A 22,226-nucleotide genomic window follows, 5' to 3' on the forward strand; every position below is an offset into this window, starting at 1 on the left:
CCTGGAGTCCTGGTCCGGCTCAGACCGTCGCCGAACGGCCGGCGAGACGCCGCCAGTCCGAGTCGAGCCGCTGCAGCATCGAGGTGAAGTCCCCGCTCCGGATCGCCGACTGCAGGTAGTTGCCGAGCGGGATCGAGGTCGGGATGAAGGTGCCGGCGCCCTGGTAGAACGCGGCGTCGTCGACGTACTGCTGCAGGCCGGCGAGTCGCTCGTCCTGCTGCGGCGGCGCGTCCTTGGTCGGCGAGTACGCCAGGTTGTCGCGGTTGTACGCGTCGATCACCTCGGGCTGCATGAGGAACTCGACGAGCTCCCGCGCCTCGTCCGGGTGCTCGGACGCGGTCGGGATCCAGAGGCCGAGGTCGATGTTCACCCGCGCCTGCCGGTCCCCCGGGTCGTTCGACACCGGCAGCGCGAACGTGCCGACCTCGAGGTCCTTGTCCACCAACGCGATCTGCCCGAGCGCCCACGGCCCCTGCAGGTACATCGCGGCCTCGCCCTTGCCGAACGCCAGGTTGCCGTCGGCGTAGGCCCGGGTGGCGTGGTCGGGGTTGAAGAACGTCGAGATCGTCTTCGCACGCTCCATCGGCACGGCGAAGTCCTTCTCGAACGAGACCTCGGAATCGGCGCCGACGTCGGTGCCGAGGGCCTTCATCTTCCGGAAGAACGACCCGGTGTCGACGAGGCTGCCGACCGAGTAGTCGAACAGGCCCTGCCACAGCGTCCAGGTGTCGCGGTCGGTCGCGTAGATCGGGGTGACGTCGGCCTTCTGGAGCGTCCGGCACACCTCGACGAACTCGTCCCAGGTCGTCGGGACCGGCAGGTCGTGGTCGGCGAAGATCCGCTTGTTGTAGATGACCCCGGCCGCGGCGAGCGAGTACGGCAGGACGCTCGTGCGGTCCTCGAACTCCGCGTACTGGTTCGTCAGGGTGTCGATGTCCGGTCGCACGCGCGCCGCCGAGGGCAGGTCTCCGAGGTCGCTCAGGACACCGCGCGAGATGTAGCGCGCGAGCTCCAGGTTGTCGTTGAAGCACCCGACGTCCGCCGGCTCGCCACGCACGAACTGCGGCGCGATCGCCGTCGTGCTGTCGTGCACCACCGACAGCCCGGAGTGCTCCTTCTCGAACCGCCGCAGCAGCGTGTCGAAGTAGGCGATGACCTCCTGCTTCTGCTCGTAGAAGCGCAGCGTCGTGGCACCCCCTGCTGCTGCGCGCGGTGTCGCGCACCCCGCGAGTGCCATCGTGCCGAGCGCGATGCCGCCGGCTGCTCCGGCGAGGAACCCCCGCCGGCTCACGGCCGCGCTGATCGTTCCGGTCCTGCTTCCCACCATCGGGCCACTCCCTCGTGCGCGTCGTCGCGCACGTCTTGTTTACAGCGCTGTAAACCGGAAGTCAACGTTGTAATCGCACCTGACGGGGTCGGCGCACCCACAAGCGGACGGGAGGCGCGGGTCGCCCCCGCCCCGCGCCTCCCGTCCGCCGCGCCCCCGCGACCAGGGCCGCGGCCCGCTTCGTGAGCAGGGCCGCGGCCCGCTTCGTGAGCAGGAATGGTCGGGTCCGCGCGCCCGACCCGACCATTCCTGCTCACGAAGTGCGACGTCAGGTCGCGATCCGCGTGCCTGAGCGGTGCGACTCGTCGCCGCGGTCAGCCGCTCACCAACCCGGCACGGACACGCGGACCGCACTGATCCGTCCGGCGCGCGTCTGCGCCGTCGTCGCCGGGTCGTAGCTGTCGGCGGTCGCCAGGTAGAGCGTCCGCCCGTCCTCGCCGCCGAGCGCGCAGTCGATCGCGCACTGCCCGGGAGCGTCGGTGCGGTCGGTGACCTCGCCGCCCTCGACGACGCGGAGGAACTCCCCCGTGTCCACCGAGCAGACCCAGATCGCGCCGTCCCGGTCCACCGTGCTGCCGTCGGGCGTCACGCCCTCGGGCAGCGCGGCCCACTCCCGCCGGCCGGTCAGTGAGCCGTCCGGCTCGATGTCGAACGCCGTCAGTCGGCCACCCCAGGTCTCGCTGACCACCAGGGTGCGCGTGCCCGGCAGGACGTTCGCGCTGTTCGGGAACACCAGGCCCTCGGCGGCGAGGCGGAACGAGCCGTCCTGGTCGATGACGTACAACGGCCCGGGGCGGAGGTCCTCGCCGCCGTACAGGTCGTACCCGAAGGCGCCGATGTAGGTCCGGCCGGTCGCCTCGTCGACGACCAGGTCGTTGAGGAGCGAGGGCTCGACGGCGGAGAGGTCGGCGAACACCGAGCTCGTCCCGTCATCGTCGACGGCGACGACGGTGCGGGACTCCATCGAGCTGATGACCAAGCGGCCGTCCGCGAGCCACCCGAGCCCGGAGGACTGGCCGGCGACCGTGGCCTCGAGCCGCGGGGCGGTGTCCGACGTCGGGTCGATCGAGAACACCTCGCCGGTGTGCATGTCCGAGTACCAGAGTCGGCCCTCGTGCCAGCGGTTGCCCTCGGGGAAGCGGATGCCGGTGACGACGTCGGTCGCAGAGTCCAGGGAGATGTGCACCGACCCAGCCTGCCAGGGGTCGCCCGGAGGCTTCCGGAGCTGCCCGTTGCGCTGCCCCGTGTCAGAGCCGCGCGAGCTCGTCGCGACCGGTGCCCTGCACGCCATGCCGAGCACCTCCAGCGGGCGCCGGGACTACTCGTAACCGGAGGCTGCCAGGGCGGCAGGCAACTGCCGTCTGGCCGCGATCCCGAGCTTCGGGTAGACCCGGTACAGGTGGGTGCTGACCGTCCGGTGCGACAGGTACACGGCGTCGGCGATCTCGCGGTTCGTCAGGCCCTGGGCGGCGAGCCGCGCCACCTGGAGCTCCTGCGGTGTGAGCGGCTCGGTGGCGGGACGCGTCGCGGGCTGCGCTGCGTTCCGGCCGCCGGCAGCGCGGAGTTCGCTCGTGGCCCGGTCCGCGAACGCCCGGGCACCGGCTGCTTCGAACTCGTCGACGGCGAGCTCCAACTGGGCTCGGGCCTCGGTGACGTGTCGACCGCGGCGGAGCCACTCGCCGTAGAGCAGGCGGGAGCGAGCGGTCTCCAGCGGGGACTCGCTGAGCAGTCCGAGTTCGATGGCCTGCTCGAACAGCGGGCGCGCGTCGGCATCATCGGCGACGAGCGCCCGGCTCCGCGCCACGAGTGACGACAGGTAGGGCGACCGGTACTGCCGCGCGGCCACCGCCGCCTCGAGGATGTTGTCGAGGACGCTCTCGCGCCGCCCGGCCCGGACCGCTGCCTCGACCCGGTCGCCGATCGCCCACAGGGCCCTGGTCGGGTGCAGCGTCATGTGGGTGAGCTCGATGACCGCGTTGCGGTGGTCGCCGGCGACGAGGGCGGCGATCCCGGCAGCCCAGCGGGCATCGGCGCCGGTGATGGCCAACGGCGACGTCCCGCTGAGACGGATGCTGCGTTCGAGGTCCTCCTGCGCACCGGCGGAGTCGCCGAGGAGCGCGCGGGCTCGAGCCGCGGTCGCCGCGGCCACGCTCGCCATGAGCGGCTGGGACGTGTCCACCGCGAGCCGTTCGGCGTACTCGGCGTCGGCGAGTCCTTCGCGGAGGCGCCCGCTCAGCAGCAGCAGGTTGCCCCGCCCCCGGAGGGCCTGGGTGAGCTCGGCGACGAACCCCAGCTCGTGGCACCGCTCGACGCACAGTTCCCACGCGGTCCGGGCGGTCTCGAGGTCCTGCAGGGACTCCGCCGCGATCGCGAGGGAGATCAGTTCGATCGGTCGGCCGACCAACTTCGGCACGATGCCCGGGAGCTGCGCACGGAGCGGAGCGACCTCCCCCAGCGGCGCGAGCACCGCGAGCGCCACCGGCTTCATCGGGCTCGACGACGCCGTCGCCTCGACCTGCCGGGACAGCTCCTCCCAGTGGTCGCGCGGCAGGTTCCTCCCACGCGCGATCACGGCCGCGCCCCACAGGATCTTCATCCGGTCCTCGGCGTGCGCCTCGGGCGGGAGGCGGTCCAGCACCGCTGCGGTCTCGCCGCGGGAGAGCGTCAGGGCACCGGACGTCAGGCTGATGATCGTCTTCGTGAACGTCACCTCGGCCAGGGTGTGCGGGTCGATCTCGGTCAGGTCGAGGTGCTCGAGGAGTTCGACGGCCTCACTCGTCAGGCCGCCCGCCCGGGCCGTCTCGGCTGCCAGTGCGATCCTGCGGCACCGCTCGTGCGTGCCGGGTGACAGCGTGGCAGCGCGGGAGAACGCCTGGGTCGCCTCCGCGTGGGCACCGCGGTCCCGGGCGAGCTGCGCGAGCCGCTCGAGGTCGCTCGCGAGGGCTTCGTCGCGGTGCACGGCCGCGGCCGACCGGTGCCAGACCGCGCGTTGCGAGCCCGCCGTCGCAGCGGCGAGGGCGAGGTGGCACTCCACCCACTCGCTCGTGGTCGCCGCGCTCTGCACCGCGGACCGGAGCAGCGGGTGCCGGAACCGGAGGTCGTTCTCCGTCACGGCGAGCAGACCGCGCTCCTCCAGCGGACGGAGGTCCTCGATCGACAGGTCGAGTCGACGGGCTGCGTCCATCACGTCCTGCACGTCGGCGCCGTCGGCAGCCGCCGCGAGGACGAGGAACCGTCGACTGGCCGGCGGCACCGACGACAGCTGGTCGAGGAAGGCCCGCTCGAGCCGACGGGTCGCCGGCAGGCGCGAGTACATCGTCGTCCGGTCGATGCCGTGCTCGCGCAGTGCGATCGGGAGCTCCCGCAGTGCGAGCGGGTTCCCCTGGGACTCACGGAGCACCCGGGCACGCGTCGCGCCGGCCAACTCGGGGGCGTGTTCGTCGAGCAGTCGCTCGGCGGAGTCGTGGTCCAACGGCCCCAACGGGATCCGCTCCACGGTCGCCGGCGGCAGGAACTCCACGTCGCCGCCGCTCCGCAGGGTCCCGAGCACCAGCACTTGCGCGTCGGCGAGCCGGGTGACGACGAACATGAGCGCGTCCACGCTGGAGCGGTCGAGCCACTGCAGGTCCTCGACGGCGAGGAGCAGCGGGCGGTGGGCCGACGCCTCCTCGAGGAGGCTGAGGGTCGCGAGGCCGACGACGAGACGGTCGGGAGCAGGGCCGTCCTCGAGTGAGAACGCCACCCGGAGTGCGGTGCGTTGCCGCGGCGGCAACGCGTCGACGAAGGGCAGCAGGGTGTGCAGGAGTCCGTGCAGCCCGCCGTACCCGATCGGCGCCGACCCCTGGGACCCGGCCGACCGGACGACCCGGAAGCCCGAACCGGACGCACCCCGGACCACGTGCTCGAGCAGGCTCGTCTTCCCGATCCCCGCTTCGCCCTCGACGATCACGGCACGTCCGGCGGCCCGTACCTCGGCGAGCGCGGCGTCGAGCAGCGCGATCTCGTGGTGTCGGCCGACGAGCGCGGGCCGTTCCGCGTGCTCCGGCAGGTCCATGGCAGCACCGTAGCGCGACGGAGTGTCGACTGTCGACACTTCGTGACGTACCGCGTAGAGTCCGGTCGATGAGCACCGAAGCCTTCAGCGACCTCCCCCTGGCGCAGGCGTCCAGCCTCGTGCAGCAGGTCCACGCGGAGTTGAAGGCCCGGGTCCTCGACGGCCGGCTCGAAGCCGGCGCGGTCGTTCCGGACTCCGTGATCGCGAAGCAGATGGGCGTGAGCCGGAACCCGGTCCGTGACGCGTGCAACGTGCTGGTGCAGTCCGGCCTCCTCACGAAGCAGCGGAACCGTCCGTACCGGGTCCGCGAGTTCACCACCTCGGACCTCGGTGAACTCCAGCTCCTCCGGTGGGGTTACGAGTCGGCGGCCGTCCGACACATCGTGCGTCACCGTCTGCCGGTGCCGGACGTCGCTCAGCACCTGGACGCGATGACCACCGCACACCGCGCGGACGATGCTCGCGCCAGCGGGCTCGCCGACCTGGCGTTCCACCACGCCCTCGTCGGATCGGCCGGGCTGCCGGAACTGCAGCGCCGGCACCGGTCCGTGATGGAGCAGCTCAGTGTCTCGATGAGCGACTTCCCGCGTTTCGTCCTGCCGACGCAGCGACACCGCCACCAAGAGATCATCGAGGTCCTCGAGGACTCGATCGCGCAGGGTGACCCAGCAGGCATCCTGCGACTCCTCGAGGTGCACCTCCTCACCACACGCGCGGACGTCGCGCGCTGACGGGCGGCGGCGCGCGGGGTCGCGGCGCATCTACGTCACGTGACGGATGCCGTACGACGCCCGCTGGCCCGACGGTGGAGTCACGGCGGGAAGAGCTCGTCGCACCGACCGAGGAGTCCCGCACCGTGACCGGAAACCCCAAGAAGATCGCCCTCGAGCCAGCCTCGCAGGAGTTCGTCGACGCCACCTCGAACCCACCGTTCCTCTACCAGCTGCCGCCCGCAGAGGGCCGCAAGGCCGTCGATGCGGTGCAGGACGCCCCGATCTTCCTGCCCGACGTCGACGACGAGTGGGTCGAGGTCGAGAGTGGACCCACCGGGACGGTCAAGGTCCGCATCGTGAAGCCCGCCGGCACGACGGCGAACCTGCCCGTCGTCCTCTACGTGCACGGCGCCGGCTGGGTGTTCGGCGATGCGCACACCCACGACCGCCTGGTCCGCGACATCGCCATCGGGTCGAACGCCGCCGTCGTGTTCCCCGAGTACGACCGCTCCCCCGAGGTCGGCTACCCCGTCGCCATCGAGCAGTCGTACGCCGCAGCGCAGTGGGTCGTGACGAACGGCGCCGACAAGGGCCTCGACGCGTCCCGCTTCGCCGTCTCCGGCGACTCGGTCGGCGGGAACATGGCGATCGCGCTGGCGCTGCTCGCGGCCGAGCGCGGCGACGTCGAGTTCGCCGAGCTCGTCCTGTTCTACCCGGTCACGAACGCCGCCTTCGACACCGCCTCGTACGAGGAGTTCGCCGAGGGCTACTTCCTCGCCCGCGACGGCATGCGGTGGTTCTGGGACCAGTACACGACCGACGAGGCGACCCGTGCACTGCCGACGGTCTCGCCGCTCCGCGCACCACTGGAGCAGCTCGCGACCCTTCCCGAGACCCTCGTCATCACGGCGGAGGCCGACGTCCTGCGCGACGAGGGCGAAGCGTTCGCCGCACGCCTCCGCGAGGCCGGCGTGCGGGCCACGAACGCACGCTTCGGGGGCATCAACCACGACTTCGTCATGGTGAACTCCCTGCACGACACCGAGGCCGCCAAGCACGCGATCATGCTCGCGAACGCTTCGCTCCGAGCGGCGCTGGCCTGATGCGCGCCGTCGTCGTCACCGAGTACGGCACCCCGGACGTCCTCGTCTGGCAGGAGGTCCCGGACCCCGTCCCCGGTCCCGGTCAGATCCGCATCCGGGTCGCGGCGGCCGGCGTCGGCCCCACGGACCTGCACATCCGCGCCGGCCACCTGCGCGGGCCGTTCCCGCTGCCGACACCCGGCATCCTCGGTTTCGAGGCCGCCGGCACCGTCGACGCGCTCGGCGACGGTGTCGCGGGCGTCTCCATCGGCGACGAGGTCGCGGTGCTGCTCCCGCAGCTCGGCGGCTACGCCGAACTCGTCGTCGCGGACACGTGGGTCCGGAAGCCCGACAGCGTGTCCTGGGACGCGGCAGCAGCGCTGCCGGCCTCGGCCGAAGCAGCCGTCGCGGCGCTGCGGCAGCTCGAGGTCGCGCCCGGTGAGGACCTGTTGCTGTTCGGCGGCGGCGGCTCGGTCGGATCGATCGCCATCCAGCTCGCGGTGGAGCAGGGCATCCGGGTCCTCGCCGTCGGACGCGAGCACTCCCGCGCCGACGTCGAGCGGCTCGGAGCGACGTTCATCCCCACAGCGGGCTCGCTGACCGACGCCGTCGGCGAGTCGACCGACCGCGTGGACGCGGTCCTCGACGCCGTCGGCGCAGTCGACCTCACAGCCGCCGTCGGTCTCGCCGGCGGTCCGGCCCGGGTCGTGACGCTGACCGGTGCCGGAGCGAAGGACGGGGTCCAGCTGCTGCACTCCGGCCCGGACCGCGCACCGGGGGCACTCGACCAGACGATGCCCCTGCTGGCCTCGGGAATGCTGCAGCTCCGGCCGCGTGTTACGTACCCGCTGCACGACGCAGCGGGCGCTCACGCCGCACTGGAGACCCCTGGCCCCCACGACAAGATCGTCCTCCTCCACAACTGAACAACGACGCGCAAGCGTCGTACGAAAGGAACAGCCATGTCCTCCTTGCAGGGAAAGACCGCGCTCGTCACCGGCGGCACCGCCGGCATCGGCCTCGCCGTCGCACGTCGCTTCGCCGCCGAGGGTGCCCACGTCTTCGTCACCGGTCGTCGCCAGGAAGCGCTCGACGCCGTCGCAGCCGAACTCGGCGATGCGGTCACCACCGTCCGGGCCGACTCGTCGGAGCTCGCGGACCTCGACACGATCGCCGCAGCGATCACGGACCGTGGCGCCGGGCTCGACGCGCTGTTCGTCAACGCGGGTGGCGGCGAGTTCGCGGCGCTCGAGGACGTCACCTGGGAGCACTTCCAGCAGACCTTCGACCGCAACGTCGGCGGGACCGTGTTCACGGTGCAGAAGGTGCTGCCGGTCCTGAACCAGGGTTCGACGATCGTCCTGGCCAGCTCGAACATCGACGTCAAGGGCAGCCCGTCCTTCAGCGTCTACGCCGCGTCGAAGGCTGCCATCCGGTCCTTCGCCCGCAGCTGGGCGGCGGAGTTCGTCGGGCGCGGCATCCGCGTCAACTCGATCGCTCCCGGCCCCATCGCGACGCCCGGGCTGAGCGGCCTGGCCGAGGACCCGGAGGCGGAGCGCGCGCTCCTCGCCGGGCTCGCCGATGGCGTTCCGCAGAAGCGGCTCGGCACGCCGGAGGAGATCGCCGACGCCGTGCTGTTCCTGTCGACGGACCAGAGCAGCTACATCACCGGGTCGCAGCTCTACGTCGACGGCGGGGCGAGCCAGATCTGAGGCGCCAGCCGAAGCCGCGCACCGACCGGCCGCTGCTCACGTGAGCAGGTGCGGCTCGCGATCGCGAGTGACAGGCAGCCGGGAGGCGCGGTGCGGGCCCGCACCGCGCCTCCCGGTCATCTGACACGATCAACCCATGCCCACCGACGGACTTCCCCTGCAGCGTCTCGGCTTCCTGACGATCGGGTCGTTCGACCCCGCCCGACCGGCCGAGGGCCACGAGGACACGCTGCGGGTGATCGAGCGCGCCGAAGCCCTCGGGATGGACAGCGCCTGGCTGCGCCACCGGCACCTGCAGCACGGCATCTCCTCCCCCGTCGCGATCATGGCCGCCGCCTCGCAGCGCACCTCGCGCATCGCGCTCGGCACGGCCGTCACCCCGATCGGTGCGGAGAACCCGTTCCGGCTCGCCGAGGACCTCGGCACCGTCGACGTGCTGCTGGGTGGCCGCCTGCACCCGGGCTTCTCCGCCGGCGTCCCGATGAACTTCGACCTGTACCGCGACGCGATCTACCCCGACACCGCGGAGCAGGAGGACCTCGGCAACGACCGGCTCCTGCGGTTCCGGGACCTCGTGCGCGGCGACCCGGTCACCGGGACCGCGGAGCGTCGCGGCATCGAGGAGTTCGCCCGCTCCGTCCAGCCGCACAGTCCGGGGCTGGTCGACCGCCTCTGGTACGGCGCCGGCAGCACGCGGTCGGCCGTCTGGGCCGGCGAGAACGGCTTCCACCTGCTCACCTCGAGCGTCACGCGCAGTGAGGACGGGACCGACTTCGCCACGAACCAGCGCGCGCAGATCGACGCCTACCTCGACGTCCACCCCGATCCGGCCGCCGCACGGGTGTCGCAGGGGCTGGTGGTCATCCCGACCGACAGCGCGACACGCGAGCAGGAAGCGCGGTACCGCGCGTACGTCGACGGTCGTTCGGGCCGCGTCGGGGTGCCGATGGGACCGGCCGGGATGCTCTTCGCCGCCGATCTGGTGGGGACGTCGGTCGAGATCGCCGATCGGTTGCGAGCCGACGTCGGGTACCAGGCGGTCACCGAGGTCGCCTTCGCGCTGCCCTTCGCCTTCGAGCCGGACGACTCCGCGCAGATCATCACCGACATCGCGGAGCACCTCGGACCCGAACTCGGCTGGGTGCCGCATGGCGGGTAGCACCTGCGTTACGCGGGAGCCGACACTCCTGTGGAAGGGTGGTCCCATGCCCTTCGACGATGAAGCCCCCGGACGCGTGCTCGCACCGGACCAGACCTGTCGCATCCGGGTCTGGCACCGGGCCGACCGCAGCGTGACCACCGTCCACGAGTCCGCCGAGCGCCTCTACGAAGCACCGAACTGGACCACAGACGGCCGACTCGTCCTGAACGCCGACGGGGTCCTCTGGACGATGCCGGCCGACGGTGGCGCCGCTCCCGAGCGCGTCGCGATCACGGGGGTCCCGCCGCTCAACAACGACCACGTGCTCGACCCAGACGGCGTCACGGTGCACGTCAGCGCCCAGGACTTCCACATCTGGAGCGCCCCGCTCGCCGGCGGCCCCGCGACCCGGGTCAGCACCGACGACGACGCCATGCACTTCCTGCACGGCGTCAGCCCCGACGGCTCCGAACTCGCCTACGTCCGCCTCGACCCGTCCGACGCCGAGGTCTGGAGCTCCGGCACGATCCACGTCATGAGCACCGACGGCAGCGACGACCGCGCCGTGACCGCCGAGCGCGGACCCGCCGACGGCCCCGAGTGGACCCCGGACGGCGCCTGGATCCTGTTCAACGCCGAGCAGTTCGAGCAGGAACCCGGGCACGCCCAGGTCGCACGGGTCCGACCGGACGGCACCGGCATCGAGCAGCTCACCGTCGACGAGCACGTGAACTGGTTCCCGCACCCCGCGCCCACCGGCGACGCCGCCGTGTACCTGTCGTTCCCGCCCGGCACCGAGGGGCACCCGGCTGACGAGCGCGTCCGCCTGCGCCTCGTCACCGGTGACGGGCCCGTCAGCGACTGGGGACCCGAGGTCTGGCAGCGCGCCGAGACCATCGTCGAGCTCGACGGCGGGCAGGGCACCCTCAACGTCAACGGCTGGGCGCCCGACGGGTCCGCCTTCGCGTTCGTCGACTACCCGATCGGAGACCCGGGATGATCGTCCACACCGTCTGTTTCAGCCTCGTCCACGAGCCCGGCTCCACCGACGAGGCCGCCTTCCTCGAGGCCGCCCGAGCCACGCTGCCCGCGATCCCGGGCGTGCAGGAGTTCACCGTGTCACGCCAGGTGTCGACGCAGAGTGACTTCCGGTTCCAGTTCTCGATGGCGTTCGCCGACCAGGACACCTACACCGCGTACGACGAACACCCGTCGCACCAGCGCTTCGTCGCCACCCGCTGGGCGGACGAGGTCACGTCGTTCCAGGAACTCGACTTCGTGCCGCTGCCCGCCTGACCAGGCGCGGCTCGCGATCGCGACAAACGGGGGTCCGGAGGCGCGGGTCGGGCCCGCACCGCGCCTCCAGGCCGCCTGTGGTCGCGTCAGGAGCGCGCCGCGATCTGCTGGTCGGACCGGCGCGACGCGGAGTACGGTTCCGGCCAGGTCACCGGACGAGGAGGTCTGACCATGCCGACCACACCGACGCTCGAGCAGCGGACGGCGACCGCCTTCGTCGCGATCCCGTCCGTGGTGACCATGGAGTCGATGGCCGACGTCCTGCCACCGTTGACGTCGCGGCTCGCGAGCTTCCTGGCGCAGCAGGGCGTGGAACCCTCGGGGCCGCCGTTCTGGCGGTACACGGTGATCGACATGGCACGTGCCCTGCACGTCGACGTCGGGTTCCCCCTTGTCGACCCCATCGACGCGCTGGCGGACGGGATCGTGGCGGGCGAACTGCCCGCCGGCACGTACGCGACGACCGTCCACGTCGGACACCCCGACGGGCTGCTCGATGCGACGCGGTCCCTGCTGGAGTGGGGCGACGACGCCGGTGTCACGTGGGACCGGGCCGACGGGCCCGACGGGGACGTCTGGGCCTGCCGGCTCGAGGAGTACCTGTCGGACCCCGCCGAGGAACCCGATCCCACGCGCTGGCGCACGCGCCTTGCGTTCAAGCTGGCGGACTGACCGCCGGACGGACGCCCGTCAGGCGCGCAGACCGTCCCCGAAGCGGTACAGCGGGTCCGCCGTCGAGAACGGAGCGTCGCTCGGGCTCGCGACGACGGCCGCGGTCGACCGGGGCAGGTCGAAGGGCAGGGCCCCACGCGCTTCGGCGACTCCGGTCAGGACGTCCGTGATCGCGGCGTCACTCGCGCCGAACTCGACCACGACGGCGGCGGCGACCTCGTCGAGCGGTGTGAGGACCGCCGGACGGTCGAGGTAGACCACCACGACGGTCGGCACCTGCGCGGCGACCTCGCGGACGTGCGCGATCCTCTCGTCCGGGAAGTCGAGCGAGCCCGCGTGGAACATGCTCTCGAACCGGCCGGGCCGTTCGTCGTACGGGGCACGGAGGCGGATCACCGCCACGTCGGCGTCCGCGAGGTCTCCGACCACCTGGGCGCCCGTCACCGTCGAGGCGTCCAGGCCCTCGACCCAGATCCGTCGTCCGGCCAGCGGCAGGACCGCGTCGTCGTTGCGGAGCACCGTCAGCGCGGCACGCTGGGCCGCGTCGCCGGCCGCGACGAAGTCGGCACGACCGACGACCTCGGCGGCGCGGTCCACGTCGACGTACGGGTCCTCGAACAGCCCGAGGCGGAACTTCTCGCGCAGCAGACGGCGGACCGAGACGTCGATCCGCGCTTCGTCGACGCGTCCGGTGCGGACGAGTTCCACGACGAGTTCCGGTCGTGACTCACCGCCGAACTGGTCGCAGCCGGCCTCGATGATGCGCTGCACCCGGGTCAGCTCGTCGAGGTGCTCGACGCCCCACGCCCGTGCGACGGCGGGCTCGCCGAACAGCAGACCGTCGGTGATGAGCCCCCAGTCCGTGCAGACGATGCCGTCGAACCCGAGCTCCTCGCGGAGCAGGCCGGTGATCACCTGGCGGTTGAACGCGAACGCGACCTCCTCGAGCTCGGTGTCGATCGGCATGCCGTAGTACGGCATGATCTGCGACGCCCCGGCTGCCAGGGCCTTCCGGAACGGCGCCAGGTGGTACTCGAACCGTCCGGCCGGGTAGACCTGCTCGCGGCCGTAGGGGAAGTGCGGGTCCTCACCGTCCTTCTGGGGGCCGCCACCGGGGAAGTGCTTGGTCATCGTCGAGACCGACTCCGAGCCGAGCTCGGTGCCCTGGAACCCGCGGATGTACGCCGCGACGAGCTCCCCCGTCAGGTCGGCGTCCTCGCCGAAGGTGCCGCTGATCCGCGACCACCGGTACTCGGTCGACAGGTCGATCTGCGGGTGCAGCGCGGCACGCAGCCCGACGGCGAGGTACTCCTGGCGGGCGATGTCGGCGAACCGTTCGACCAGGTCGGCGTCCCGGAGCGCGGCGAGTCCGAGGGTCTCCGGCCACTGCGAGAACGACCCGGCCGCCGATGCCGTGCCGAGGTTCTCGGTGAAGTGGTGCCGCGGATCGGTCGAGAGCGTGACCGGGATCCCGAGCCGGGTGGCCGCCGCCCGCTCCTGCAGCCGGTTGTGCCACGCCGCGAGCTCCCGGGGTTCCGGCGCCGGGCCGAGCAGGTTGAAGTGCGTCATGTGCAGCGCGTCCACCGCCTCGACGGTGCCGGGGATCGTCGTGCCGGGCACGGGGCCGGCGAGCTCGCCGTCCGGTCCGACGACGATCATGTGCTGGAACATCAGCCCCGCTTTCTCCTCGACCGTCATGCGGTCGAGGAGATCCGACACGCGGTCCTCCAGCGGGACGGCGGGATCGCGGTACGGCGCGGTCTCCGTGGTGTTCTTCGAGATGGTCATCGGACGCCCTTCACGCGGTAGACGAGGAACGCTCCCACTGCTGCGATGAGCGCTCCGAGGAGGAACCAGGTGCTGTAGCCGCCGAACGGCAGCGCGGCACCTGCGGCGATCACGGCCGGGGCGATCGCGGGGGCGATCGACTGCGGCAGCGCGTTCGCGATGTTGAGGACGCCGAGGTCCTTCGCACGGTCGGCCTCGTTCGGCAGGACCGAGGTCGCCAGCGCGAGGTCGACGGCGAGGTAGGACCCGAAGCCGATGCCGACCAGGGCCTCGGCGACGTAGAGCACCCCGAGCGACGGGGCGAAGGCCAGGACCACCAGGCCGACGACCATGATGAGGCCGGCGGCGGTGACGAACGGCCGGCGCATGCCGATCCGGTCGCTCAGCGCCCCACCGACGATGCTCGCCACGACCATGCCGGCCACGCTGCACAGGTTCGCGAGCAGGATGACTCCGGCGACCTGGTCCCCCGGCACTGCGAACCGCTCCATCACGAAGAACGCCAGGTACGACCCGATGCCCGTGTAGCCGAAGAACATCAGGAACCGGTTGAGCCAGTTCCAGGCGAAGTCCGGGTTCTTGCGCGGGTTGAAGACGAACGAGCCGAAGAAGCCACGCAGGTCGAACGGCGGCCGGTCGTCCGGACGTGCTCGGCGGTCCTTGAGCACCACCGCGAACAGGACGCAGCCGGCGAGCGCGATGACACCCGGCACGGCGAACCGCAGCAGGTCACCGGGCAGCAGCGCCACCGCGGCCGACCCGACCAGGATCGCGAGCGGCGTGCCGATGCCGATGATGCTCGAGGCGCGACCGCGCTGCCGCTCCGGCACCTGGTCGGGCATCGTCGCCGTCACCGCAGCGAGGGCGGCGTTGAAGGCCGCTTGCGCCAGGCACCAGCCGATGAGCACGAGCGCCACGCTGTCCGCGACGCCGATGAGGACGAGTGCGAGCGTGCCGACCAGGGCTCCGCCGACGATCCACGGGCGGCGTCGGCCGAACCGGGAGAGCGTGCGATCGGACAGCCGTCCGGCCAGCGGGTTCACGAACAGGGCGAACAGGGCGCCGACGGCCGCGACGAGGCTGAGGGCACCGGGGGCCGCGGTCACGCCGACGAGGTCGACGAGCTTCAGCTGCAGGCCGACGAGCGCGGGGGTGAGCAGCGCCAGGAAGACCGCGAAGGTCGCGACGCCGAGCGACGGCATGTACCAGCGGGGAGCGCCGTCGACCGTCGGTGAGACGGTCGTCATCGGCACGGCTGCGGGCGCCGGAGCGGGCGAGGTGTCGGGGGCGGGGGTCGTCATCGTTGACTCCATAGACTCGGGTTCTGCCCGCGTGCTGTGCGGGCGGAGTGAGCGTAGCACCGCTTTTTACCGATCGGTCAACTTTGTGGCCGACCACGACGAGGAGTTCCATGAGCGAGGTCACCGAGCGAACCCTGAGCGCGAAGGGCCGAGCCCGCCGCGACCAGATCCTCGAGGTCGCCGGACGGCTCTTCGGACAGCGCGGGTACGCCTCGGTCTCCCTGCGGGACATCGCCGCCGAAGCCCAGATCACGCACCCGTTGCTCGTGCACTACTTCCGCACGAAGGAGGACCTGCTGCACGCCGTCATGGCCGCGTGGCGTGAGCGGGCCGCGCACCACCGGCTCATCGACCCGGACGACTTCGAGGGACTGCCGACGCGGGCGTTGGCGCTGGCCGAGGAGAACGCCCGGACCCCCGGCTACATCGCGCTCTTCGCGAGCTTGTCGTCAGAGGCGGTGAACCCCGAGCACCCGGCACACGAGATGTTCCAGGACCAGTACCGGATCGTGTTCGACGGCCTCCGACGGTACTTCGCCTGGGAGCAGGACCGCGGCGGACTCCGCGCCGGCGTGGACCCCTCGGTCGCCGCGCGGACGCTCATCGCGCTGGAGGACGGCGCGCAGGTCCAGTGGCTCTACCGACCGGAGGACGTCGACGTCCCCGCACTCATGCGCGCGTACCTGGAGCAGGTGCTGGTCGCTCCCGTTCCGCGCTGATCGCGGCGTCGGCCCCACGGCAGAGGTTTCTTCCGGTGTTGTCGTTCTCGAACCGCTCCGTGCCCCGGTAGCCGACCCTCCTGCTTCACGACTCGGTGACGAGTCGTCTGAGCAAGTGCTGGCCCAGGACGGCCGAGCCCACGGAACTGCTCGCCACGACGATCACGGTGGTCCACGGGGGGAAAGCGCAATGCGGACACGAAGAACGCGCTCGGCCAGATCGTTCCGATCGCGGCGATGATGGCCGCCGTCCAGCGGCTCGGAGTCGTTGCGGCGCCAGCATGCTGCAGGACCGCGAACACGATGAACGCGAACAAGGTGGCCATGAGCCCGACGCTGAAGCCGAGAACGAGTGCCGGCAGGCCGGTGTAGAACAACACGGCGACCGTGCTCAGGATCGCCTCTGGGAACGCAGACCAACCGTCGTCAAGCAGGACTCCGAGGATCCGCCAACACCCTCCTACGCGCCGACACCCGCACCGACGACGACAACAAAGCACTCAACGAAGTCCGCAACCGGCTCTGGTTCCTCGCCGACACCGGCTACGACCTCCGACGGAACCTGCCAAGCTGAGATCCGTGCTGACACCGGTGCGCCAGAAGTGGTGCCGCCCGGATGACGGCTTCAAGCGCACCGTGCCGCACCAGCTTCGAAAGCTAGGACAGGTCGAGGGGGCGGAGGACGTACCCGTCGGGAACGGTGCCGCGGTGCTCGTAGTAGTGGAAGAACAGTTCGGTGGCCTCGTCGGCGTCGAACACCTCGGCTGGGTGGCGTGCGTGTTCGGTGCCCGCAACGGTCACCGACTCCGTCAGCGGCTCGTCGACGTCGTGGTCGCGGCCCACGATGAAGTGACGCATCTTCCCGCCGTCGGCGATCTGCAAGTCGACACTCATTCGTTCAGCGGTGCCGCCGGCCTGAAGGTAGTTCAGGTCGTACTCGCCTGCCTCGTACTCAGGAGCATCCGGCCATCCAGCGTCGTCCGGCAGCCACCAGATGGCGTAGGCGAACCGGCCATCGCTCTGCCCGTCCAGCAAACCGAGCATCCGCCGGATTTGGTCCTTGATCGGTCGGAAGTCCGCCGTGAGCTGGGATTCTCGCTCACTGTTGGTGGTGTTGATGAACATGTGTGGCCTCCGCTGTTGTCACGTTCTGTATGCGCGGAAGTCGCGCAGCCCCGGCCGCGCTGCCCGCAACCGGGTCAGGGTACTTTCTTGAGGACGACGGATGTGATCTTCACGAGCTTTCCGTCAATAGTGGCGTATGCAGGGTTGTCGTAGCTGACCAGACCATCGAAGGATCGCTGCTCGGCATTGCGCGTCGCACCGCCACTCTTCACCTCGATCCCTGCCCAGGTCCCGTCCGGCTTCTCCATCAGCCCGTCGAAGAACCGGCCGTTCGGGGCGCCATCAACTCGCGCTTTGACCTGGTCGGTGCGGTAGGGCAGGCCGGCGTCCTCAGCGAATTCCTCGACACCCTGTCGCTCCTTGGCTTTGACGTCCGCGTGAGCTTGCTTGTTCCCCTCAGACCGGTACGTACCGTCCTTGCTCCGCCCCGGGTGTTTCTCGTTCTGCTCCTTCTTCCACGCGTCCACATGGTCGGTGCGGTTCGGCGTCAGCCGATCATCGGTCATCGCGTGCACGCCGAGCGGGATCCCGCCCGAGGCAGCCAGCCCCGCCCCTGCAGCCATCACCGCAACACCGGCAGCGTTCAACGGGACCCCAGCTACGGCGCCGACGCCGGTGAGGTCGAGGGCGACGCCGCCACCCTCGAGCGTCGCCCCACCGGCCAGCAATGCCAGACCGCCGAGGAGCTCGAGGACTTCGTCTGGATGATTCACCATCGCGTTCCCCATCGACGCGAAGATGTTCCCCGCCACTCCGGCAGCGTCCTGCACGTACGGCCAGGCAGCATCCGCTTCCGCACCGAGAACGGCGCCGCCGATGCCGACCGCTGCTTTCGTGGTGTTCCACGCGTCCTTGAACCAGTTGCCGTCGTCGTCGGATGCGTCCTTCGAGGAGGTCGTCGATGCGAGATGAACCGGATGCGCGTTCACGGTCGACGGGGTGATGCCGTCGAGCTCGGAAGCGATGCTCGCCAGCGTCGTCTCGACGTTGTCGTTGTGGGACTGCACCTGTCGGCGGAGCGCGAACTCCTGCCCGACGAGTTCTGGGACCTGCTGCCAGTTCGTGACGACTGCGCCGATGGCGCCGAGGATGTCCCCCTTCGCGGCTTCCTTGGCTGCTTCGGCGGCGACCTGCCCAGGCGCGGAAGCGTGGAACTGCTCGATCTGCTGCACGAGGACGTCGTGGTCGTGTTTGAGGTCAGCGATGCTGTTCGCAGCCCGGGAAGTGACTTGCGCGAACTCGTCCGCCGCAGCGCGAACCTGCCGCGCCTTCTCAACTGCGGGATTCATCAGCGGCGTCAGCGCAGGCTGCAGCGCCTCAGAGGTGAACACGCTCGGAAGACCAGACCAGGCACGGGAGCCATTCGTCGCTGCGTCCAATATGCCGTCGGCTGCTTCTGTGAACCGTTGCGCAGCGGATCGGAGCCCATCGGCGTCGTCCGGGACGTCGGTGACGTCCTCCGCAGTCAGCGCGCCAGCGAGGATACTCATCACTCTGATCCGCGGGCCGAGTCAGCCAGACGGCTGTCAGTGGCCGTGACGGCATGAGCGGCGGTCGTCAAGGACGCACTCAAGCTCGTCATCCGCTCACCGACATCGTCGGTGCTCCCATGGAATCGGTCGGCAAGTCGTTGCAGCGCGCCGGTGAGCGGCGATGAGACCGCAGCGCAAGCGGCGGCGTTGAGCGCCGCGTCGACCTTCGACGCATCGTCGTCGCTCGTCGCTGCATGTACTTGCAGCTCACGTATGAGCCCCGACAGCCCACCCTCGTCCAGTTTCAGCTCCCCAGCCATGACACCCCCACTCCGCAGGGCAGCATGTTGCAGAGCCAACCATAGAACGATTCGTCCACCGAGGCGAGACGCGCAGTCCGGGATCTACCTAGTTCGAGATCAACTGCGCGAACTCTGCCTCGAAGCGGCCCTTCGACCCGGATCGAATGACGCCACCTATGAGTAGCTCAAGCCGCGCCACCCCAGCGCTCGTTCACCCTCAACCCGCCGCTGAAAGAGGATGTCGGAGTCTCGAACCCTTGGTCGGAGGTCACATTCACTCACTGTTGGTGCCGCACCGAACTTCTCCAAACCCACGCCGTCAGCTTCGTCTCGCCTCGGCCCGCTTCCACCCAGACCGCGTCACGAGTCATGCTTCTCGCAACTGCATCGTCGCGGCGGATGAGCCGGTCCGGCAGCTGGAACCAGGCGTACACCAGCATCGGCTGCACCAGCTCCCGCACGTCCGCGCCGCGCGCCGATTCCCGCAGCGAGAACGGCTGCGGCGGCACCCAACGATTCGAACGACGACGACCCACGAAACGGATCGTACGAAGAGGCACCGACGCTCGAGGTGCGGCCGTATGACGCACCCGCAATGAGATTCGTTCCGGACCACCTATGTGCGACGGAGATGCTCGCCGCCGCGTACGTCGATTCGTCACAGCAACCTGAGGAAGCGACGCGACCAGTCAAGGACCGGCTATCGGGACGGGGCTCTCGTAGTGTGCGGGTATGCAGTGGCAGCAGGCGCTTCTCGATCAGCTCGGTGGTGCGAGCCCGGCAGTAAGTGAGGTGCGGCCGTATGGTTCCGTCCTCACACCCTTGGAACTCGATCGGTGGAGCGACCTCGACGCTGAGGTCGACCTCTCGGCAGACGTTGATGCCCGAACGCTCCTCGGGGCGGAACTCTGGGCGTGGCAGAGCACCCTCGACGACGGTGTGCAGCGTCTCCGCGCAGTCCTCCGCGACGGCCGCCGCTGCGACCTTGCCGTGCGCGGCGCGGCGCTCGTGCTTCCGCGCCAGCCCGTCGACAACGCTGTGCGGTTCGACCTCGCCCTCGCGGCGACACGTTTCGGCCGTGGCGCGAACATCATCGGACTGCATCTGACCCTCGGGGTCGTCCGCGAAGCCCTCGTGCACAGCATGGTTCTGGCGGATCGGCAGAGCGGCAGTGTGCATCACCGATCGGGAACGCCTACCGACGCCGCTGCTGCGCGAGCGCTGACGTTGCTGCCTGCCAACCCGGCGCCAGGCATGACGATCCGAGTCGCGGAGTTCTATGCCGAGAGTCGCGCGCTGATCGACGCCGACTACGAACCCGACTGGAGCGGGCTGACCGCGATCGTCGCCCCGACGAGCTAGGCGCGGCCGCCCGGTCACTGATCGGCATTCGGACACGTCATCGGACGCCGGGCGGCTGTATCCACTTGCCTGGTGCTGCGCGTCCCGGGCCGATAGACAGAGACTCACGTTCAACGAAGGAGTTGTCGATGCTGGTTCAGATTTGTGGTCTTCCCGGTGCAGGGAAGTCGACGTTGTCCGCCGCGATCGCGGAGTTGACGCCGTCGCTGACACTGCGCGTCGACGCGATTGAGGGTGCGATGTGGAAGTACCAGGTCCCCCGCGAGCAGTCCGGGATTGCCGCGTACTCGATCATGCATGTGATCGCGGTGCCGAATCTGCGGCGCGGCCAGGTAGTCATCGCCGACGCGGTGAGCGGCGTGGAACCCGCTCGGGCTGGGTGGGTGTCGACCGCGGACACTGCTGGGGTCCCGCTCTGCGTGATCGAGGTCGTGTGTGCGGACGTCGACGAGCACCGTCGCCGCGTGGAGCAGCGTGCGAACGACATTCCCGGGTTCACGTTGCCGACATGGGACGAGGTGCAGCGCACAGCCGACGAGTACGAGCCCCGCACCGATGATCGACTGGTCATCGACAGCACCCGCCCGCTCGAGGAGACGGTTCGACAGGCCCTCGACTACCTCGCGCTCAACGTCCGCTGAACGACCTGCTATCGAGACTCGGTGAAATCCTCTGTGTTAGGCGGTAGCGCGGAGGATTGCCGGCGCGGTCCACTCGCCGTTGAGCACGTCGTCGTCGGGTTCGTACATGCGAAGGATTGGCCGGAAGTCGCCGGGGGGACTCGGAAGCCAGTTGGCGTGCGGGTCGGCTGGCTGTTCGTGGCTGATGGTGATGGTGAGGGCGCCGTCGGGGTCGCGGGCAATACCGGGGGTCCGGTCGCCGATTGAGTAGCGGTCGATGGGGTTCGCGACGAGGTAGAAGTCGGGCATCGAGTACATGGTCAACGACCAGAATGCGCCCACGGGCGGCGTCGGGTTGAGACGGAGCGTGTACGTGTGGTCGCCATTGAGTTGCTCGCCGTGGTCGTCGAGGTAGGTCATGATGTACGCCGCCTCGTAGGCGTGGTTGCCCCACAGCCCGCCGAGTGCCGCGGCAGCGCGTTCAACGATGCGGAGTTCCGGGTCAGCGATCTTGAAGCGATCGTCGTCCATCGCGCCTACTTCGAAGAAATCGAGGTTGTAGTCGAAGGCGTGCAGGGTGAGCTTCCAGCCGTTTACCTGCGGGCTCGCACCTGAAGTGAGTGCGCGCTCCAACGCCGCTCGTCCCGCCGCGAGCCCGGCGGTGAGACGCTCGTGCGTCCTAGTGGGCAGGTCGAGGTGGGGGCTGGTCGGCGCGGTGATGCCGACGGGCGCGAATGACCGCTGCAGTTCTTCGTCGCGTGCCGCTGGTGGGAACTGCTGGGACCAGACGCGGAGCTGCTCGAGGAACACCAGGTCCTCGGGTACGGTCGCGTCTGGTCGGGCGAGACCGAACGGCCGGGCGCCATCATCTAGAGGCGTCAGCGTCGTGGCGTCCTGGAGGGCGTGCACGGCGGGCAGATCGTCGTCGCCGCTGACGGCCCACCGACCGACGATCGACGCCACCGTCGTGGGGAAGCGGATGACGGTCGTGTTCGCTGACGCGGAGTCATCCCATCCCGGCGGCACGAGAAGGAACTCCCCCGCGCCCGTGCCGGTCGCGCGGTGTCCGACGTAGGCGAAGTTGTCCGTCCACGCGGACACGAACTGCAGCACGTAGTACCGACCGGCGGTGTCGGGTACGCGCAACCTGACCGGGCCGACGCTGAGGTCGATCTGCGCCATCGAGTACAACGTGTCGTTGTTGATCGTGACGAACGTGTCGTCCGGCCCGGCAAGAGTGCGGGCGTGGCCGAACGAGTTCCACGGTGCTGCGGGAACCGCCCCGACGCCGCTCTCGACGTACCGTGCCACCTGCGCGAGGTTGAACACCAGCGGGAAGCCGTACAGGTATGCCTTCGTCAGAAGGGCCTCATCGGCCTCACTTCGCACTGCCGTATCCGTCATGGAGCGATCTCACCGCGAACCGACGCTGACGGCTTCACCTGGAACGGGTGACCGCGAGACGTTGGGCGCGGCGAACGGTGCACCGAGGGTCGAACCGGTCGACGCGAGCGCATCGGTCACGTCGTGCGCTGGGCAG

The 22,226-nt window shown here is 70.2% G+C and carries 21 protein-coding genes; 11 read left to right on the plus strand and 10 right to left on the minus strand.

From position 1 onward, the window contains the following. Positions 1 to 19: 19 nt before the first annotated feature. The 3 genes from EDF19_RS00535 to EDF19_RS00545 form a co-directional block, all read right to left on the minus strand. Positions 20 to 1,291, minus strand: a complete 1,272-nt coding sequence (locus EDF19_RS00535) for an ABC transporter substrate-binding protein (protein WP_123679023.1) — start codon at positions 1,289 to 1,291, stop codon at positions 20 to 22. Positions 1,292 to 1,649: 358 nt separating this feature from the next. Next, positions 1,650 to 2,513, minus strand: coding sequence for an SMP-30/gluconolactonase/LRE family protein (locus EDF19_RS00540; RefSeq protein ID WP_185022599.1), 864 nt, complete (start codon positions 2,511 to 2,513; stop codon positions 1,650 to 1,652). 132 nt (positions 2,514 to 2,645) lie between these two features. Beyond that, the gene (locus EDF19_RS00545) at positions 2,646 to 5,381 is read right to left on the minus strand and encodes an AAA family ATPase (RefSeq protein ID WP_123679025.1); all 2,736 of its coding nucleotides are present in this window, start codon (positions 5,379 to 5,381) and stop codon (positions 2,646 to 2,648) included. A 68-nt stretch (positions 5,382 to 5,449) separates the two neighbouring features. On the opposite strand from EDF19_RS00545, the gene EDF19_RS00550 reads away from it, so the two are divergent. The 8 genes from EDF19_RS00550 to EDF19_RS00585 all read left to right on the plus strand — a co-directional run bounded on the left by EDF19_RS00550 (position 5,450) and on the right by EDF19_RS00585 (position 11,997). Then, positions 5,450 to 6,112 (plus strand): GntR family transcriptional regulator, encoded by a 663-nt coding sequence (locus tag EDF19_RS00550; RefSeq protein ID WP_123679026.1) that lies wholly within the window; start codon positions 5,450 to 5,452, stop codon positions 6,110 to 6,112. A gap of 125 nt (positions 6,113 to 6,237) precedes the next feature. Next, positions 6,238 to 7,197: an alpha/beta hydrolase gene (locus EDF19_RS00555; RefSeq protein WP_123679853.1), complete on the plus strand. Its 960-nt coding sequence runs from the start codon at positions 6,238 to 6,240 to the stop codon at positions 7,195 to 7,197. Further along, entirely contained in the window at positions 7,197 to 8,102 is a 906-nt protein-coding gene (locus EDF19_RS00560; protein ID WP_221180592.1) for an NADP-dependent oxidoreductase, read from the plus strand. The genes EDF19_RS00555 and EDF19_RS00560 overlap by 1 nt, the downstream gene beginning before the upstream one ends. A 36-nt stretch (positions 8,103 to 8,138) precedes the next feature. Beyond that, positions 8,139 to 8,888, plus strand: coding sequence for an SDR family oxidoreductase (locus EDF19_RS00565; RefSeq protein ID WP_123679027.1), 750 nt, complete (start codon positions 8,139 to 8,141; stop codon positions 8,886 to 8,888). A gap of 136 nt (positions 8,889 to 9,024) precedes the next feature. Continuing rightward, positions 9,025 to 10,047, plus strand: a complete 1,023-nt coding sequence (locus EDF19_RS00570) for an LLM class flavin-dependent oxidoreductase (protein ID WP_123679028.1) — start codon at positions 9,025 to 9,027, stop codon at positions 10,045 to 10,047. Between the two features lie 46 nt (positions 10,048 to 10,093). Next, entirely contained in the window at positions 10,094 to 11,029 is a 936-nt protein-coding gene (locus EDF19_RS00575) for a hypothetical protein (RefSeq protein ID WP_123679029.1), read from the plus strand. Further along, a complete protein-coding gene (locus EDF19_RS00580) occupies positions 11,026 to 11,325 on the plus strand; it encodes a Dabb family protein (protein WP_123679030.1) in 300 nt (99 codons plus the stop codon). Before EDF19_RS00575 ends, EDF19_RS00580 begins: the two co-directional genes overlap by 4 nt. A gap of 171 nt (positions 11,326 to 11,496) precedes the next feature. Beyond that, positions 11,497 to 11,997 carry a GyrI-like domain-containing protein gene (locus EDF19_RS00585; RefSeq protein WP_123679031.1) on the plus strand — a complete coding sequence of 167 codons (501 nt, stop codon included), beginning with the start codon at positions 11,497 to 11,499 and terminating at the stop codon, positions 11,995 to 11,997. 18 nt (positions 11,998 to 12,015) lie between these two features. Here EDF19_RS00585 and EDF19_RS00590 read toward each other — a convergent pair whose 3' ends face one another. Together EDF19_RS00590 and EDF19_RS00595 are read right to left on the minus strand one after the other, a co-directional pair. Further along, positions 12,016 to 13,785, minus strand: coding sequence for a glycoside hydrolase family 3 protein (locus EDF19_RS00590; protein WP_123679032.1), 1,770 nt, complete (start codon positions 13,783 to 13,785; stop codon positions 12,016 to 12,018). Then, complete coding sequence (locus EDF19_RS00595; RefSeq protein ID WP_185022600.1) at positions 13,782 to 15,086, minus strand: MFS transporter; 1,305 nt, start codon at positions 15,084 to 15,086, stop codon at positions 13,782 to 13,784. The genes EDF19_RS00590 and EDF19_RS00595 overlap by 4 nt, the downstream gene beginning before the upstream one ends. A 110-nt stretch (positions 15,087 to 15,196) precedes the next feature. Here EDF19_RS00595 and EDF19_RS00600 point away from each other — a divergent pair, with 110 nt between their 5' ends. Further along, a complete protein-coding gene (locus EDF19_RS00600) occupies positions 15,197 to 15,805 on the plus strand; it encodes a TetR/AcrR family transcriptional regulator (protein ID WP_123679034.1) in 609 nt (202 codons plus the stop codon). Between the two features lie 657 nt (positions 15,806 to 16,462). Here the strand turns inward: EDF19_RS00600 and EDF19_RS00605 are convergent. The 4 genes from EDF19_RS00605 to EDF19_RS00620 all read right to left on the minus strand — a co-directional run bounded on the left by EDF19_RS00605 (position 16,463) and on the right by EDF19_RS00620 (position 19,240). After that, a complete protein-coding gene (locus tag EDF19_RS00605; protein WP_123679035.1) occupies positions 16,463 to 16,930 on the minus strand; it encodes a hypothetical protein in 468 nt (155 codons plus the stop codon). A gap of 74 nt (positions 16,931 to 17,004) precedes the next feature. Then, a complete protein-coding gene (locus EDF19_RS00610) occupies positions 17,005 to 18,420 on the minus strand; it encodes a hypothetical protein (protein WP_123679036.1) in 1,416 nt (471 codons plus the stop codon). Next, positions 18,420 to 18,722: a hypothetical protein gene (locus EDF19_RS00615; RefSeq protein WP_123679037.1), complete on the minus strand. Its 303-nt coding sequence runs from the start codon at positions 18,720 to 18,722 to the stop codon at positions 18,420 to 18,422. Before EDF19_RS00615 ends, EDF19_RS00610 begins: the two co-directional genes overlap by 1 nt. Before the next feature lie 260 nt (positions 18,723 to 18,982). Next, entirely contained in the window at positions 18,983 to 19,240 is a 258-nt protein-coding gene (locus tag EDF19_RS00620) for a hypothetical protein (protein ID WP_148070993.1), read from the minus strand. A gap of 196 nt (positions 19,241 to 19,436) precedes the next feature. On the opposite strand from EDF19_RS00620, the gene EDF19_RS00625 reads away from it, so the two are divergent. Further along, complete coding sequence (locus tag EDF19_RS00625; protein WP_123679039.1) at positions 19,437 to 20,066, plus strand: hypothetical protein; 630 nt, start codon at positions 19,437 to 19,439, stop codon at positions 20,064 to 20,066. Between the two features lie 128 nt (positions 20,067 to 20,194). Further along, on the plus strand, positions 20,195 to 20,707 hold the full coding sequence (locus EDF19_RS00630; protein WP_123679040.1) for an ATP-binding protein: 513 nt from the start codon (positions 20,195 to 20,197) through the stop codon (positions 20,705 to 20,707). Positions 20,708 to 20,743: 36 nt separating this feature from the next. On the opposite strand, the gene EDF19_RS00635 is transcribed toward EDF19_RS00630, so the two are convergent. Then, entirely contained in the window at positions 20,744 to 22,090 is a 1,347-nt protein-coding gene (locus EDF19_RS00635; protein WP_123679041.1) for a DUF1254 domain-containing protein, read from the minus strand. Positions 22,091 to 22,226: the final 136 nt, after the last annotated feature.

The organism is Curtobacterium sp. PhB115 (assembly GCF_003752025.1).
Taxonomy (GTDB): domain Bacteria; phylum Actinomycetota; class Actinomycetes; order Actinomycetales; family Microbacteriaceae; genus Curtobacterium.